Source organism: Bradyrhizobium sp. B025, from assembly GCF_042257955.1.
In the GTDB taxonomy this organism is placed as follows: domain Bacteria; phylum Pseudomonadota; class Alphaproteobacteria; order Rhizobiales; family Xanthobacteraceae; genus Bradyrhizobium; species Bradyrhizobium diazoefficiens.
Map to the genome: position 1 here is coordinate 8,355,665 of NZ_CP170150.1, position 14,643 is coordinate 8,370,307.

Consider the following 14,643-nt stretch of genomic DNA (forward strand, 5'->3'; position numbering starts at 1 on the left):
GTGGCGCTTACGCCGCCTCGTCGGCGACGGTGGTGTCGTCGCCATCGGTATCGTCGGCATCGCCCTCGGCATCCGCCTCGCCCTCGGTGGCTTCCGCCTTGGCGTTGCGGCGCGGGCTCTTGGCGAGCTGGGCCTCGATCTCCTTGACCGCTTCGGTCTCGGTCGAGTGCTGCACTACCGCGATCTCGCGGGACAGACGATCGAGTGCGGCTTCATAGAGCTGGCGTTCAGAGTAGGACTGCTCGGGCTGCGACTCGGAGCGATAGAGGTCGCGCACGACTTCCGCGATCGCGACGATATCGCCCGAATTGATCTTCGCTTCGTATTCCTGGGCGCGGCGCGACCACATGGTGCGCTTGACGCGGGCGCGGCCCTTGAGCGTTTCCAGCGCCTTCTTCACCAGCGCGGGCTCGGACAGCTTGCGCATGCCGACGTTCGCGACCTTGGCGGTCGGAACGCGCAGCGTCATCTTGTCCTTGATGAAGTTGATGACGAACAGCTCGAGCTTCGCACCGGCGATCTCCTGCTCCTCGATGGCCAGGATCTGGCCGACGCCGTGAGCGGGATAGACGACGAATTCGTTGGCCTTGAAGCCCTGGCGCTGGGTCACGACCTTCTTTTCCTCGACCTTCGGCGCAGCAGCCGCCGGCTTCACGGCCGGCTTGGCAGCGACAGGAGCCTTGGCAGGAGCAGCAACAGAGGCCTTCGGCGCAGCGGGCTTGGCAGCGGGAACCTTAGCAGCAGCAGGCTTGGCAACGGTCGCTTTCGCGGCCGGTTTGGCAGTCTTGTTAGGCATTGCGCTTCTTTTGTTCTTCGAGGACTTTGCAGCCGGCGCCTTAGTCGCGGTCCGACCCTTGGATGCGCTACGGCTGGCCGCGGCGACTTTTTTGGCCTCCTTATGGGAAGCCCTCGCTGAAGTACTCTTTTTACGCGTTTTCTGTGACACAGCCTGCGCGCGGAAACTGCCACGCCCCTGTTCGACATTTGGTTTCACGGGAACCCAGAGGGGCCAACGGGGCTGACGGGGTTCGGCTTAATGTGCCCAATATAGCACATTTCCCGCAAAAATCAATGATTTAGGGGTCTTTAGGCCTGGTTTTCGGCGCGAACGAAGGTATTAGGGTTAAGTTTGGGTCCGAATTAGTCTCCGGAGCCGGGGTTCGGAGAAAAATATTTCTCGAACTTGCCCTCCATACCGTCGAATTCCTTGGCGTCGGCGGGTGATTCTTTCTTCTGGGTGATGTTCGGCCAGCTCTTGGCGTAGTCGGCGTTGACCGAAAGCCACTTTTCCAGGCCCGGTTCCGTGTCCGGCTTGATGGCGTCGGCGGGGCATTCCGGCTCGCACACGCCGCAGTCGATGCATTCGTCAGGATGGATGACGAGCATGTTGTCACCCTCGTAGAAACAGTCGACCGGGCAGACCTCGACGCAGTCGGTGTACTTGCACTTGATGCAGTTTTCAGTGACGACGTAAGTCATCCAACGCTCCGAAAAGCTCTTTTAAAAGTCGCGGCTTGCGTAGCGCGGATGGCCCGGCGCCGCAAGGTCGGGGACGGCCGATCATGACGGCTTTGCGCGATTGATCGACCAAGAAATGAATTCAAAGCGCAATTAATTGCGCTTTCCTTCGCCGAGCTCCTCGTAGAGCACGCGCGCCGAGGCGGCATCGCCGCGGCGCTCGTTGAAGGCTATCACTTTCAACACGCGCACGGTGCGGTCGAGCGCGATGGTGAGCACGTCGCCCACCTTGATCGCATGCCCGGGCGAGGTCTCGCGCGTGCCGTTGACGCGGACATGGCCGGACTCGACGAGTTCAGCCGCGGAGGTGCGCGCCTTCACCACCCGCGCGTGCCACAGCCATTTGTCGATGCGCTGCCGCTCGGTCGTGGGCTACTCCTTGCGCCCCGCGAGCTGCTCCTTCAGCGCAGCGAGCTTTGCGAAGGGCGAATTGGGATCGACCGGCCGATCGCGCTCGCGCGGGTTCGCGCTCGAGGCGTAGGGACGCAGCGACGGCCCGCCCTGGCGGTCACGGCCCTTGTCGCGGTCGCGGCCACGATTGTCGCGGCCCTTGTCGCGATCGCCGCCGAACTTGCCCTTGTTGCGATCGCGATCCTTGTCGCGATCCTTGCCCTGGAAGCTGCGGTTCTTGTCGTCGCGTCCCTCGGGACGCGGCGCGCCGTCGGCGCCACCTTCGCGGCCCTTGCGGAAATCTTTCCGATGCCCGCCATGGCGATGACGCTCGCCGCGCTTCTCGCCGTCGGCTGCTTGCGCGGCCTCGCCCTCCACGGGCGCAGCACCCGCCTCGGCGCCCGCCTGCGGACGCGGCTGATGATGGTGACGCTGGTGGCGATGGCGCTCGTGGCGCGGCTTGCGATCCTCGTGACGGCCGCCGGGACGCCAGACCTCGACGAGCTCCGGCTCGGCGGGCGCGGCAGCGGCCTCGACCGGCGCTGCGGCATCGGGCGATGCAGCAGCTTCGACCGCGGCGGCTTCAGCCGGCGCGGCTTCAAGGCCGGCAGCCTCGGTGGGCGCAGCCGCCTCTTCGGCCGGCGGCGCGATGCCGGGCGCATCTTCGGGCGTGACGGGAGCCTCTAGCGATGCTTCGAGCGCCGGCTCTTCGTGCGCGGGCTCGTCGTGCTGCTCCATGCCGGGCGCGTCTTCGACGGTGACGGCTTCGGCTGCGACTTCGATCGGTGTGTCTGCGGCGACAGCGCCCTCGACCGGCGATTCGGTCGCGGGCGTCTCGGCGGAAGCCTCTGCGCTGGACGCTTCCACAACAGGCGCAACAGGCTTCGGCGGCAGCGGCGGGCGCTTCTCCATGCGATAGCCGAGCGCGCGCAGCACCGAGGCGAAATCTTCGCCCGCCGAACCCGTGAGCGAGGTCATCGCCTGGGTCACGATAAAGCTGCGGCCGTCGAACGCGCCGGCGGGCTTTTCGCCGGGCGAGTTCTCGCGCCAGGCCAGCGCCGGACGGATCAGGTCGGCCAGGCGCTCCAGGATGTCGACGCGCACGGCACGCTCGCCGGCCTGCTTGTAGCCGAGCACGCGATAGGCATCGCGCGGCAGAGCCTTGTCGACCGGGAACGAAGTGCGGCCCGAAGATGCCAGATGCTGCGCGCCCGAGAGCGAGGACAGATCGACATTGTCCTGCTTCAGCGCCCACAGCAGCGCGGCCAGCGCACGCGCGGCGGGCTTCAAGAGGCCGGGGAAATAGAGGTGATAGGCGCCGAAGCGGACACCGTATTTGCGTAAAGTGGCGCGCGAGGGCTGGTCGAGATCCTTCAGCTCGTTGGCGATCCTGGGACGCTCGAGCACGCCGAGCGCCTCGACGAGCTGATAGGCGATGCCGCGGGCAATGCCGGTGACGTCCTCGGCCTTGGAGAGCTCGAACATCGGCCCGAGCAGCTTTTCGATATGCGTCTTGAGCCAGAGGTCGAGGCGCGCCTGCACCTTCTCGCGCGGGCTGCCGGTCAGGCGCTCGTCGGAGATGATGCGGATGCGCGGATGCAGCGCGTCCTCTGCGGCGGACAGCCGCGCCACGGCATCGCCGGTCCAGCGGATGGTGCCTTCCGAGGTCAGCACGAACTGCTCGTCCGGCGCGTTGCCCAGTTTTTCGGCGCGCGCGTTGATCTCGCCGGCGAGCACCGCTTGGGCCGCAGCCTGCAAGGCTTTCGCATCGGAGCCGGCTTCCGCCGCATCCGGTGCAAAGGTGAAGCCATCGAGACGGCCGATGACATGGCCTTCGACGATGACTTCGCCGGTCTTGCCGATTTCAGTATTCAAGCTCGTGTTCTCCCGCAGGCGGCGCATCAATACACTGGTCCGGCGATCAACGAAACGCTCAGTCAAGCGTTCATGGAGCGCATCCGACAATTTATTTTCGACCTCCCGCGTAATCCCCTGCCAGTGTTCGGGGTCGGCGAGCCAGTCCGGCCGGTTGGCGACGAAGGTCCAGGTGCGAATCTGCGCGATCCGGCCCGACAGCGTGTCGATATCGCCGTCGATGCGGTCGGCCTGGTCGACCTGGGCCGCGAACCAGGCATCTGGAATGCGGCCCTTCTGCATCAGGAAGCCGTACAGCGTGGTCACGAGCTCGCCATGGGCCGCCGGCGACAGTTTTCGGTAGTCGGGGACCTGGCAGGCCTCCCACAGCCGCTCCACGGCCAGCTTGCCATGTGCGGAATCGCGCACATCGGCGTCGCGGGCGACGTGGTCGAGCACGCGCATGTCCTCGGCGATCGGCGCGCGCGTCAGCGCCTCATGGCCGGGGGAGAGGTTCAGCGACACCTGGAGCGCGCCGAGCGAGGAGAAATCCAGCTTCGAATTGCGCCATTGCAGCATCTTCACGCTGTCGAAGGTGTGGTTCTGCAGCGCGTTGACGAGCTCGGGCTCGAACGGCGCGCAGCGGCCGGTGGTACCGAACGTTCCATTTCGCGTGGCGCGGCCGGCACGGCCGGCAATCTGCGCGAACTCAGACGGCGTCAGGCGGCGGAACTGGTAGCCGTCGAACTTGCGGTCGGAGGCGAAGGCGACGTGGTCGACGTCGAGATTGAGGCCCATGCCGACGGCGTCGGTGGCGACGAGATAGTCGACGTCGCCGTTCTGGAACATCGACACCTGCGCATTTCTGGTGCGCGGGCTGAGCGAGCCGAGCACCACGGCGGCGCCGCCGTGCTGGCGGCGGATCAGCTCGGCGATGGCGTAGACTTCATCCGCCGAGAACGCGACGATGGCGGTGCGGCGCGGCTGGCGGGTGATCTTGCGGTCGCCGGCAAATTCCAGCTGCGACAGCCGCGGCCGCGTGATCATGGACACGCCGGGCAACAGCCGCTCGATGATCGGGCGCATGGTCGCAGCGCCCAGCAGCAGCGTCTCGTCGCGGCCGCGACGGTTGAGGATGCGGTCGGTGAAGACGTGGCCGCGCTCGAGATCGGAGGCGATCTGGACCTCGTCCACGGCGAGGAAGGAGACGTCGAGATCCCTAGGCATCGCCTCGACGGTGGAAACCCAGTAGCGCGGGTTCTTCGGCTTGATCTTCTCCTCGCCGGTGATCAGCGCGACGCTCTCCACGCCCTTGCGATCGGCGATCTTGTTGTAGACCTCGCGCGCGAGCAGGCGCAGCGGCAGGCCGATCATGCCGGAGGGATGCGCGAGCATCCGCTCGATGGCGAGATGGGTCTTGCCGGTGTTGGTCGGCCCGAGCACCGCAGTGACGCCCGCGCCGGGTGCGCGCTCGGAGGCGAAGGGGGAAGGGGGAAAAGCCATTCTGTACGATTAGGTAGTGCCGATTTCGGCGAATGTCAGTGCTGTTTGGGGCGGCGCGGCGGCTGGGCGCGATTAGGGCTAGGCGCGAAGCGCTTGGAAGTCACCTCGCCCCGCTTGCGGGGAGAGGTCGGATCGCGAAGCGATCCGGGTGAGGGGGACTCTCCACGAACCAGCTATCACCTATTCCGTGGAAGCAGCCCCTCACCCCAACCCTCTCCCCGTAAGAACGGGGCGAGGGAGAAGAAGGAGCCGCCCGAACCTCGCGCAACTGTCTCACTTTGCGACGCTTTTCCCTGTGTCCTTAAGCTTCGGAACGACTCTAGAACGAATCGCGGCCGAATCGCTGACTCCCTGTTGAGTCCTGTTACGTTCACGCAACATGTCGCGGCGCCCTGTGCTTGATTGCACTAGATGGAGTTTTGGGCTGCCGCACAAGCGACGTTTCGATGGCGGGTTCCTTAAAATTGGGGACGGCGCGGAGTCGAATCAGAATCGGGGAGGAGTCAAATGGATTCACGGATCGAGGGCGCCAAAACAAAAACTGCGAAAACAACCCCATGCACAGTAGAAACGGCGCGCGCGGGATTGGCGGGGGTGACGGCGGGTAAGGCGTTGGAGCTGCGTGCCGAATCGCTCCGCTCGTCATTCCGGGGCGCGACGCTGGTCGCGAGCCCGGAATCCATCAGGCCGCAGGGTTTGTCTCACCATGGATTCCGGGTTCGCGCCAAGTGGCGCGCCCCGGAATGACGGAGGAATGGTAGCCCGTATGGCGCGGCTTTTACTGCGTCTTCGCGACCCGCGGCGGCTGGGCGGATGTGATGAAGCTGGTGGCTTCGAGCATCGCGGGGCCGAGCGGCGTCGGCACTTTCAGCCAGAACGGAACCAGGATGCGGGTGCCGGCGACGGGCGCAAACGCGATCTCGATGTTGCGCTGGGCGGCGAGGTATTTGATCACGGGGCGGTCGGGGATGTAGCCGGCGACAGGCACGAAATAGAGCGCGCAGACCACGACCGGGCCGCGATAGCCCTTCTCCGCCTTCACGGTCTCCATGCGCTTGAAATCGAGCTTGAGGTCGTAGCGCATGCGGCCATCGAACACCGGCGCTGCGTTGTGGCAGGCGTCCGGCGTCACGGGGTCGCCGGTGCCGGGCACGCGCAACAGCGAGGCCGTCATCGGATCCCAGACGCCGCGGCGATGCGCCTCGGTGACGACGATACGATCAGGGTCGACCGGCGGCTCCGGCACGATGCCGAACTCCTTCACATTGCCCTTGTCGAGCGTGATGTGGATCTCTTCGGTCTTCTTCGAGGTGGTGGTGGAGGCCTGGTAGCCGGTCGCAACCAGCGCGCCGTTGACGACCCGCCCCTGGCTGGCGCCGGTGCCGGACCCGCCCGCGAACGACTTGAGCAGCCCCGTGGTGCCGCCGGAGGCGGCCGCGGCAAACACGTCGTCCTGGATGTCGATGTTCCAGGCGCCCCGGCCGACCGGAATGCCTGCCAGCGTCGCCTCATACTGCGCCTCGAGCTTGCCTTGCGCGGCGGCCGGCTTCGCCTCCCAGGCGAAGACCAGCCCGCACAGGGCCGCCATGGCCAGCCGGACGGCGGACCGCGGGCTGGCGATGCGCGGCTTGGGCGCAAATCGGGAGGAAATGGGCACGAAACGATCCAATCGGGGCGCGACGGTTGTTACTTAAGCCAAAAACCGCGGCAAACAATGTGTTCGGGCGCAACAAGCGCGGAACTCCACCTGATACTTCGGGGGCGAATACGCCCTTTATGTGATGGTAAGGCACTTTAAACATTGCCGTTTTGGTGATCGGGGCGCTTAGCCGCGGACTCTGAAACCTCTCCCGCTTGCGGGAGAGGTCGGCGCGTAGCGCCGGGTGAGGGCTCTCTCCCCTTGGGGACACCAACCGTAATAACGACTGCCCCTCCGCGGAGGCACCCCCTCCCCGGCCCTCCCCCGCAAGCGGGAGAGGGAGGACACCGCCCGGGCGGCCTCAAATCCCGCCCCAAAAACTTGACGTCCCGCCGCTTCCCCCCTATACGTCCGCCGCTCCCTGCAAGGACAGAGAATTTGCCCCCGTGGCGCCCCGAATGGCGGCCGCAAATCGTTGGGGGCTTAGATTGAGGAATTGAGACATGTCTCGCCGCTGCGAACTGACGGCCAAGGGCCCCCTCGTCGGCCACAAGGTCAGCCACTCCAACATCAAGACCAAGCGCCGCTTCCTGCCGAACCTCGTCAACGTGACGTTCATCAGCGAAGCCCTGGAGCGCAACGTGCGCCTGCGCGTCTCGACCAACGCGGTGAAGAGCGTGGACCACAATGGCGGCCTGGACGCCTTCCTGCTCAAGGCCAGCGCCGACGCCCTGTCGCCGCGCGCCCTCGAGCTGAAGCGCGCCATCCAGAAGAAGGTCGGCGTCACCGCCCCGGTCAAGAAGGCCAGCTAAGCGATTTTTTCGAGTTGGGCGGGGGCTAAGTAGCGTCGCGTGGCGTAGGCTTAGCCAGTAGAGTTTTGTGTAGCGGCCGGATCGGAAGATCCGGCCGTTTTTGTTTTTGCAGTGCACTTGATCCGCCGAAAGATTGAGTGGCTGTTCGGCATTATTTGCTGGATTCGGTGCCGCGATAGGATAATCAGGAAGAATACTCAGGGTTGTACCACTGATTCCAATAATTACATTGCGAGGGGAACGTGATCGATTTCTTGCTCAACCATGCAAACGAGATTGGAGCGTTCATCGGCGGCCTCGCGACCGGCGGTGCAGGCGGATCGTGGCTAACTTTGCGCATGTCGCGCAAGAACCAACTCTCAGGAGCTGGATCAATAGTTGACCAGAGCGGCGCACGCGCCGGAGGCAATCTTGCCGGGCGCGACAACACCACGATCAACAACCGACGATGAGTTGCTCAAATGCCGATTGAGCATGGCGGAACAGTTGCTGTCTCCGTTGACCAATCCAATGCTACGGCGGAAGGCCATATTGCCGGACGCGACGTCTATAACATCACCAACAATTTGGGGGAGAGATCGGCTCCACGGGCCGCCGGAATCGTTGAGCAACTGCTACAGAGACTGGACGAGGAACTAAAGAACGACCAGAAGGCACAAAACACAATCGAGAAGCTGCAGAGATATCACCGGAACAAAGCTCTCGATGGAGTCGTAGGCCTTGAAGCGAAGCTGAAATATGCCGGCCGCGAGGCTAACTACTACGATGCCATCGAAATGAAGGAGATGTTCGTCAAACTTCTCCATCAGTGGTCACTCTACGCATCGGCCCAGCAGATCTTTGTCTATCTCCTTGCGCGAGCAGAGCGGAACTTCAACGATATCATCTTGCCTCAAATCCCAGCCTTAGGAGTTGCGCAAGTAAATTCGCTCGTGAACGAACTAATCGTCGAACCGACCGTCAGCGAATGCGGAGCCAGCGTCTTTGAAATAGATCACAACACGGCCCTCGGCATGGTCTACTGGCTGGCTGAGCAGTGCTTCGTGCGGTGGCACAAATGAGCCAGCTTGTATTTCAACCCGCGCTCGATCCGTTTCACGCCGTATTCCGACTTATACGCCTGTTGCCGCTTTTGAAAACTGCAGGGCCTCTTCCGATCGACCACGTTCGAATTCTGGATTTCTATCTGCTATTCCCATTTCGAATTCGCTTGATTCGACTTGCGCAAAGCCACCAACACTTCAAGACACTCTCTGAAGAGTACGCGCACCTAGCGCCGTACGGCGAGCAACCCGACCCACCCCTCCTGTTCGAACGCATGCACCCTCTGCAATTGGCCGCAATCGAAACCCTAGCCGCCAACAACTACATCGATAAGGACGCCTTTCTCGATGACACTTTCAAAACGTCCGACGCAAAGGTGCCCGAGGCAATTTTCTCTCGTGCAGAAGAACTCAACGCCGCTCAAGCCAATCTAATGGAGTTTATTCGTACGCTCGCCGAACACTACACGTTATCCGATGGACTAAATGGCCTGAAAGCGCGAACCGGGCTGATGGAGTATCGCTATGATGCGATATGAGCCAACACTGATCGTAACACGAATGGTGATCTACCGTTCGGACAAAATCGTTTACGACGCAGCGTTCCATGCTGGCGTAAATATCGTGCGCGGAGAGAACTCGTCTGGCAAATCCACCGTACTTAACTTCATATTCTACGGGCTTGGTGGCGACCTTACCGATTGGAGCACAGTCGCTCGACTCTGCTCGAGAGTTGTCCTTGAAGTCAGCTTAAATGGAAAAAAAGCCACGCTAAGCCGCGACGTCTCCGAAGCTGGCACTATGCAGCCAATGGAAATATTTGGCGGCTCTTATCTCGATTCGATAAAGGCGCCCAGATCGCAGTGGATCAAATATCCGTACCGAAGCGGCGAAAATCGAGAGAGCTTCTCCCAAGCCATTTTCGGTCTATTGGGGATCCCCGAGGTCTCAAGCGATCTATCCGGTCACATTACGATGCACCAGATTCTTCGCCTGCTTTATGCGGATCAACTTAGTCCGGTAGAGCAGCTCTTCAGGGCCGTTCCATTCGACCGGGCGGACTTACGAGACACCGTCGGAAGATTGTTGTGCGGAGCTTACGACAGCGCTGTTTACGACAACGAACAAAAGATACGAGAACTCTCGAAAGAGTTCGACACCATCAACGGGCAACTTCGCAGCCTTTTTTCGGTCCTTGGAAAAGCAGACCAGGGATTTACCCTTGAGTGGATTGACGCCCAGCGAACGTCACTCGAGCAAGAGCAAGCGGCAACGCAGCGCCTCATCGAGGAGGCAGAACAGAAGCTCTACACATCAACTAAGAACGATAAGCTGACACTTTCGCAGCAAGAAAACGTTTATAAGGCTGTTCAAGCGCTACAAAGCGAATTGATACGACTAAAACAAGATCGGGACGCGCTAGCCCTTACCATTGCGGACTCGAATGCATTCTTGGCCGCCCTAAAAAACAAAATCGAGGCACTGCGCGACTCCTCCGCCGTCGTCGACCATATCGGTGAGGTAAGATTTCAATGTTGTCCTGCTTGCTATTCTCCGATCGATGGCGAGCTCGCAAAGCATGCGTGCCACCTTTGCAAGACGCCATTTGAATCAGAGCAAACTCGCAGCAGAATAGCCGCGTTGATATTGGATACTTCACTCCAGATTAGACAATCTACTCTCTTGCAAAGTAGGCGCGAAGACCGAGCACGGACGGTAGACCAAGAAATCAGAGATACAGAGACCAAGTGGAAAGACGCATCACGCCGACTTTCCGCCCTCCAATCCCTTCCCTCAACGAATGACCGCGGGAAGCTTAGGGATCTTCATCGTCGGTCTGGATACTTGCAGCGGCAAATTGAGGATCTGGATCAAAAAGCTCAACTGGCGGCGACGGTTCGGCAATTGTCGGACCGCAAGTCGGAGCTCCAAGCAACGATAACAAAGTTACGCAACACCAACGACACACTGCGAGCACAGCAGGCCTCTACCCTTGCGAAGGCCTACACTTTGATCGCTGACGAGGTAAAGAAGCTACTAGTTCAGGACCTAAGGCGGCAGGACGTGTTCGAGGACCCAAGAAGCGTGAACTTCACATTTGAAGGCAACCAAATAACCGTCGACAACGAAAGCTACTTCTCGGCCAGTTCTAGGACAATCCTACGGAGCAGCTTCTTTCTAGGCTTCCTTGCGGCGGCAACAAAGAATCCCTTCTTCCGCCATCCGCGCTTCTGCATGATAGATAGTCATGAGAACATGGGTGTCGAAGCCATTCGTAGCCAGAATTTTCAGCTGCAGATTCTGCGAGTTTCAAAAGAAAGCAAAGTAGAACATCAGATCATATTCGCTACTGCCATGATCGAGCCCGAACTTGAAGATGAAGCGTACACTGTGGGCGCATTCTCAACGAACGTAGACAAGACAATCGGAATCAAACTCGACTGAACGCCCGCGTTCGGGACGCGCCTGCAAATCGGCCAACCGATCAAGATCAGGCAAGAGCTATTCGACAGGACAGGAAATGGCTCTAGATCACTATGTTTCGCAGGTTCATCTAAAGCGTTTCTATTCCCCATCGCTTGATGAACTCATGCACGCGACGCGCAAAAGCGACCTTAAAACGTTTACACCGAGATCGAACGATGTGTGCCGGACCGACGAAGGAAATACAAACGATTTCCTGACCGAGCCTCGAGCAATCGAAGAGTTCTTAAAAACGGTTGAAAGAAAATACAATGATGCCGTCACGCTTCTAGAGACCGGAAGGCCTAACAACGAAGCGATATACGTAGTTGCAGGCTTCCTGAGTTATCTACTGACATGCACTCCGGCCGCCATGCGCATGAATGCAAATCTAGTCGAAGAGCATATCGAAGCGATGACAAAGGCCGCTGACGCTAAAGCAGCGTTCGAACCGCCACCTAGCGAACTGGCGGGAGATAGCCTGACCGAATTGCTGGACAGCGGAGGAATCAAGGTCGTGGTGGATCGAAAAGTGCCTCAAGCAGTCGGCATCGCCACCATCCTGAGTCACGTCGCCTCGTTCGGAAATTCCTCTTGGGAAATCCTGGTCAACAACAACAAAGATTGCCCATTCTTCACAAGTGACTTTCCAGTCGCGAACGAGCAATCCGAAAATCAGTTCATCCTAAATCGAGTTGTTCCTTTGACCCCCACGCTAGCAGTCAGGATCAAGCCAGACATCAACCATAACGCCCCCGATTTTAGCTTTGAAAATTTCTCGTATGTAAGACGGCACATTTCTCGGCAAGAGGCGATCGAAATCAACAGGTCACTCGTTCGATCCGCTGAAGACACTGTGTTCTACTCTGAGGCTCAGGGTTGGGTTAGTACCTTTGTAGAGAAGAACCGCAACCACCGTATGGAGACGCAGGAGGTGAACCCCGGTACGGGCCCTCTCAAGCATTACCGACAAGTCGCGGCAAAGTTCGACCGTGCGGCTCAACAAAAGGAGCAGTCGGCGAAGATGGCCGCTCCAATTTCAAGGGCTACGGCAACCGATGCACCTAGCGGCGTTGCGCCGAGGAAAGGCATGACGTTCTCAACGTGGACGAGGCGTGGCGAGCCAAAGCCTCTAAAGTAGACAGTCCCAGCGCCCCACTTCGGGCTCGCCAACAACATGTCCGCAGCTCCGTAAGCCCGCCTCCCCCTACCCCCGAAAATCAATGCTCCGAAGCACGATCCCCGGCGGGGTGCCCTCGAACTCCGTCGCCCGGTACTTGCTCGCGGCGCGCGCTTCGATGCGGTCGCGCAGGCGGGTGAACTGGGCTTCGCGCTGCTCGGGGCGGGCGCGCACGCCCGGCGTTAGTGTCCCCCGCGCGTTAACCGTCCATTAACCAACGCAGCCTAGCCTGCTGTAATCGTCCAGCCATCATTAGCCCGAAATGCCTTCCCGGTTCGCTCCAGGAGAAGCGCCGATGTGCGTTGCGTTGTTGACGTATGCTGATCTGGGTGCCCGCCTCAAGATCTCGCGCGAGGCCGCTCGTTCGCTGGCGAGACGTCGCCGGTTGCCGCGCTCGCGGTCGGATGATGGCAAGGCCCTGATCAGCGTTGATTTCTCCGAGCTCCGCTACACGTCCCGCCCGCGACGTGCCCGCCAGGCAGGCCACATCGATGCCGCCATGGCAAAGATCGAGGCGGTAGAGCCATTTCCGTTCCGACGAAGTCGGAACGGGGCTCTAGATTCCTGTTCTGACGCGTTTTCTTCACGCGAACCGGCACCCACTTCGCTCGAAAACGCTCTGGAGATCAACGCACTCAAGGCGGAGGTCGCGCGGCTCGAAGAAGTCGCAGCCGCCTACAGGGCCGTGTTCGAGCGAGAGCGTGAGCGCGCCGATCGCCTGGCCGTCGAGCTGATGCAGGCGGCGGCCGAGACGGCGGCAGCCAATGCGTGGGCGGCACGACTGGAAGACGAAGTGGCGGACTTACGGACCGGTCGCCGCCCTGGCGGCGGGATCGCGGGACAAGCCGCGCTTCGATTGGGACATCTGGCCGCTGCGATCGTGCAAGCAGATCGCGCGGCTCGCAGGTAGCACTCGAACCTTTCCCCATTCCCGGCCGCCGGAGCAACCGCGAGGACAGAATGACTGGCATCACCGACATTCGCGAGATGAAGGCCCGCATCGTCGTATTCGGCGTCGGCGGCGCCGGCGGCAACGCCGTCAACAACATGATCACGGCCGGGCTGCAAGGGGTCGAGTTCGTCGTCGCCAATACCGACGCGCAGGCGCTTGCAATGTCGAAGGCGACGCGCCTCATCCAGCTCGGCACAACGGTCACCGCAGGCCTCGGCGCCGGCTCGCAGCCGGAATTGGGACGCGCCGCAGCCGAGGAGGTCATCGATACGATCCGCGAGCACCTGACCGGCGCGCACATGGTGTTCGTGACGGCCGGCATGGGCGGCGGCACCGGCACCGGGGCTGCACCGATCATCGCCAGGACCGCGCGCGAGCTCGGCATCCTCACCATCGGCGTGGTCACCAAGCCGTTCTACTTCGAGGGCCAGCGCCGCATGCGCTTCGCCGAAGCCGGCGTCGAGGAGCTGCTGAAGACGGTCGACACCCTCTTGATCATCCCGAACCAGAACCTGTTCCGGGTGGCCAGCGAGAAGACCACGTTCGCCGATGCCTTCGCCCTTGCCGACCAGGTGCTCTATTCGGGCGTGGCCTGCATCAGCGACCTCATCGTCAAGGAAGGTCTGATCAATCTCGATTTTGCCGACGTCCTCTCCGTCATGAAGGAGAAGGGCAAGGCGATGATGGGACGGGGCGAGGCTTCCGGCGAGAAGCGCGTGCTCGCCGCCGCCGTGGCCGCGATCTCCAATCCGCTGATCGAGAATCCCTCGATCAAGCGCGCCAGTGGCCTCATCATCTCCATCACCGGCGGCAGGGATCTCATGCTGTACGAGGTCGACGAAGCCGCGACCCGCATTCGCGACGAGGCCGACCCGGACGCCAACATCATCGTCGGTGCGTCGTTTGACGAAAGCCTCGAAGGCATCGTCCGCGTCTCCGTGGTGGCGACCGGAATCGATAATCTCGATCCGGCGCAGCAGGCGCTACCGGTGGAAACCGCCCTCACCCAGCTCGCCGGCAGGCTGCGCAACGACGGCCGTCGCATCGCCGATCGCATCGAGCGCAGTGCCCCCCTTCCGCAAGCGGCAAGCCCGCCGCTCCGCCCGCAGCCGCACCACCCCGTGGGGCCACCGGCAAGGCCGGGTCTGGACTATGCGCCGCAGGCGGCGCTTCAGCCGCTCGATCCTTACGGCCGCGCCCCTGCGCGCAATCTGCCCGACGAGGCCGCTCTCGATATCCCGGCCTTCCTGCGCCGCGCCGCCAACTGAGCGGTGGCGAGCGGGGGAGTT

General features: G+C 61.6%; 13 protein-coding genes and 1 pseudogene. 8 read left to right on the forward strand and 6 right to left on the reverse strand.

The features are described from left to right. Positions 1 to 7 precede the first annotated feature (7 nt). From ACE10W_RS39610 to ACE10W_RS39630, 5 genes are all read right to left on the reverse strand, one after another. A complete protein-coding gene (locus ACE10W_RS39610; RefSeq protein ID WP_161532582.1) occupies positions 8 to 796 on the reverse strand; it encodes a CarD family transcriptional regulator in 789 nt (262 codons plus the stop codon). A 344-nt stretch (positions 797 to 1,140) separates the two neighbouring features. Then, positions 1,141 to 1,479 carry a ferredoxin FdxA gene (gene fdxA / locus ACE10W_RS39615; protein ID WP_011082989.1) on the reverse strand — a complete coding sequence of 113 codons (339 nt, stop codon included), beginning with the start codon at positions 1,477 to 1,479 and terminating at the stop codon, positions 1,141 to 1,143. Between the two features lie 132 nt (positions 1,480 to 1,611). Next, on the reverse strand, positions 1,612 to 1,842 hold the full coding sequence (locus ACE10W_RS39620; RefSeq protein WP_011082990.1) for a S4 domain-containing protein: 231 nt from the start codon (positions 1,840 to 1,842) through the stop codon (positions 1,612 to 1,614). Between the two features lie 48 nt (positions 1,843 to 1,890). After that, positions 1,891 to 5,265, reverse strand: a complete 3,375-nt coding sequence (locus ACE10W_RS39625) for a helicase-related protein (protein WP_304549286.1) — start codon at positions 5,263 to 5,265, stop codon at positions 1,891 to 1,893. A 778-nt stretch (positions 5,266 to 6,043) separates the two neighbouring features. After that, positions 6,044 to 6,853 (reverse strand): DUF3108 domain-containing protein, encoded by an 810-nt coding sequence (locus ACE10W_RS39630; protein ID WP_038966645.1) that lies wholly within the window; start codon positions 6,851 to 6,853, stop codon positions 6,044 to 6,046. Positions 6,854 to 7,407: 554 nt separating this feature from the next. Between ACE10W_RS39630 and rpmB the strand changes: the two genes are divergently transcribed. The 6 genes from rpmB (at position 7,408) to ACE10W_RS39660 (ending at position 12,363) form a co-directional block, all read left to right on the forward strand. Further along, complete coding sequence (gene rpmB, locus ACE10W_RS39635) at positions 7,408 to 7,716, forward strand: 50S ribosomal protein L28 (protein ID WP_011082994.1); 309 nt, start codon at positions 7,408 to 7,410, stop codon at positions 7,714 to 7,716. A gap of 242 nt (positions 7,717 to 7,958) precedes the next feature. Beyond that, on the forward strand, positions 7,959 to 8,168 hold the full coding sequence (locus ACE10W_RS39640; protein ID WP_304549288.1) for a hypothetical protein: 210 nt from the start codon (positions 7,959 to 7,961) through the stop codon (positions 8,166 to 8,168). A gap of 9 nt (positions 8,169 to 8,177) precedes the next feature. Beyond that, positions 8,178 to 8,777: an ABC-three component system protein gene (locus tag ACE10W_RS39645; protein ID WP_304549290.1), complete on the forward strand. Its 600-nt coding sequence runs from the start codon at positions 8,178 to 8,180 to the stop codon at positions 8,775 to 8,777. Next, entirely contained in the window at positions 8,774 to 9,298 is a 525-nt protein-coding gene (locus ACE10W_RS39650; RefSeq protein WP_304549291.1) for an ABC-three component system middle component 5, read from the forward strand. Before ACE10W_RS39645 ends, ACE10W_RS39650 begins: the two co-directional genes overlap by 4 nt. Next, positions 9,285 to 11,204 carry a hypothetical protein gene (locus ACE10W_RS39655; RefSeq protein ID WP_375762489.1) on the forward strand — a complete coding sequence of 640 codons (1,920 nt, stop codon included), beginning with the start codon at positions 9,285 to 9,287 and terminating at the stop codon, positions 11,202 to 11,204. The genes ACE10W_RS39650 and ACE10W_RS39655 overlap by 14 nt, the downstream gene beginning before the upstream one ends. Positions 11,205 to 11,280: 76 nt before the next feature. Continuing rightward, positions 11,281 to 12,363 carry a DUF4238 domain-containing protein gene (locus tag ACE10W_RS39660; protein ID WP_304549294.1) on the forward strand — a complete coding sequence of 361 codons (1,083 nt, stop codon included), beginning with the start codon at positions 11,281 to 11,283 and terminating at the stop codon, positions 12,361 to 12,363. A gap of 66 nt (positions 12,364 to 12,429) precedes the next feature. Here ACE10W_RS39660 and ACE10W_RS39665 read toward each other — a convergent pair. Continuing rightward, a pseudogene (locus tag ACE10W_RS39665) lies at positions 12,430 to 12,570 on the reverse strand (DUF1488 domain-containing protein); the annotation flags it as partial. 127 nt (positions 12,571 to 12,697) lie between these two features. Between ACE10W_RS39665 and ACE10W_RS39670 the strand changes: the two are divergent. Beyond that, positions 12,698 to 13,312 (forward strand): hypothetical protein, encoded by a 615-nt coding sequence (locus tag ACE10W_RS39670; protein ID WP_304549296.1) that lies wholly within the window; start codon positions 12,698 to 12,700, stop codon positions 13,310 to 13,312. Between the two features lie 50 nt (positions 13,313 to 13,362). Beyond that, complete coding sequence (gene ftsZ / locus ACE10W_RS39675; protein ID WP_304549297.1) at positions 13,363 to 14,622, forward strand: cell division protein FtsZ; 1,260 nt, start codon at positions 13,363 to 13,365, stop codon at positions 14,620 to 14,622. Positions 14,623 to 14,643: the final 21 nt, after the last annotated feature.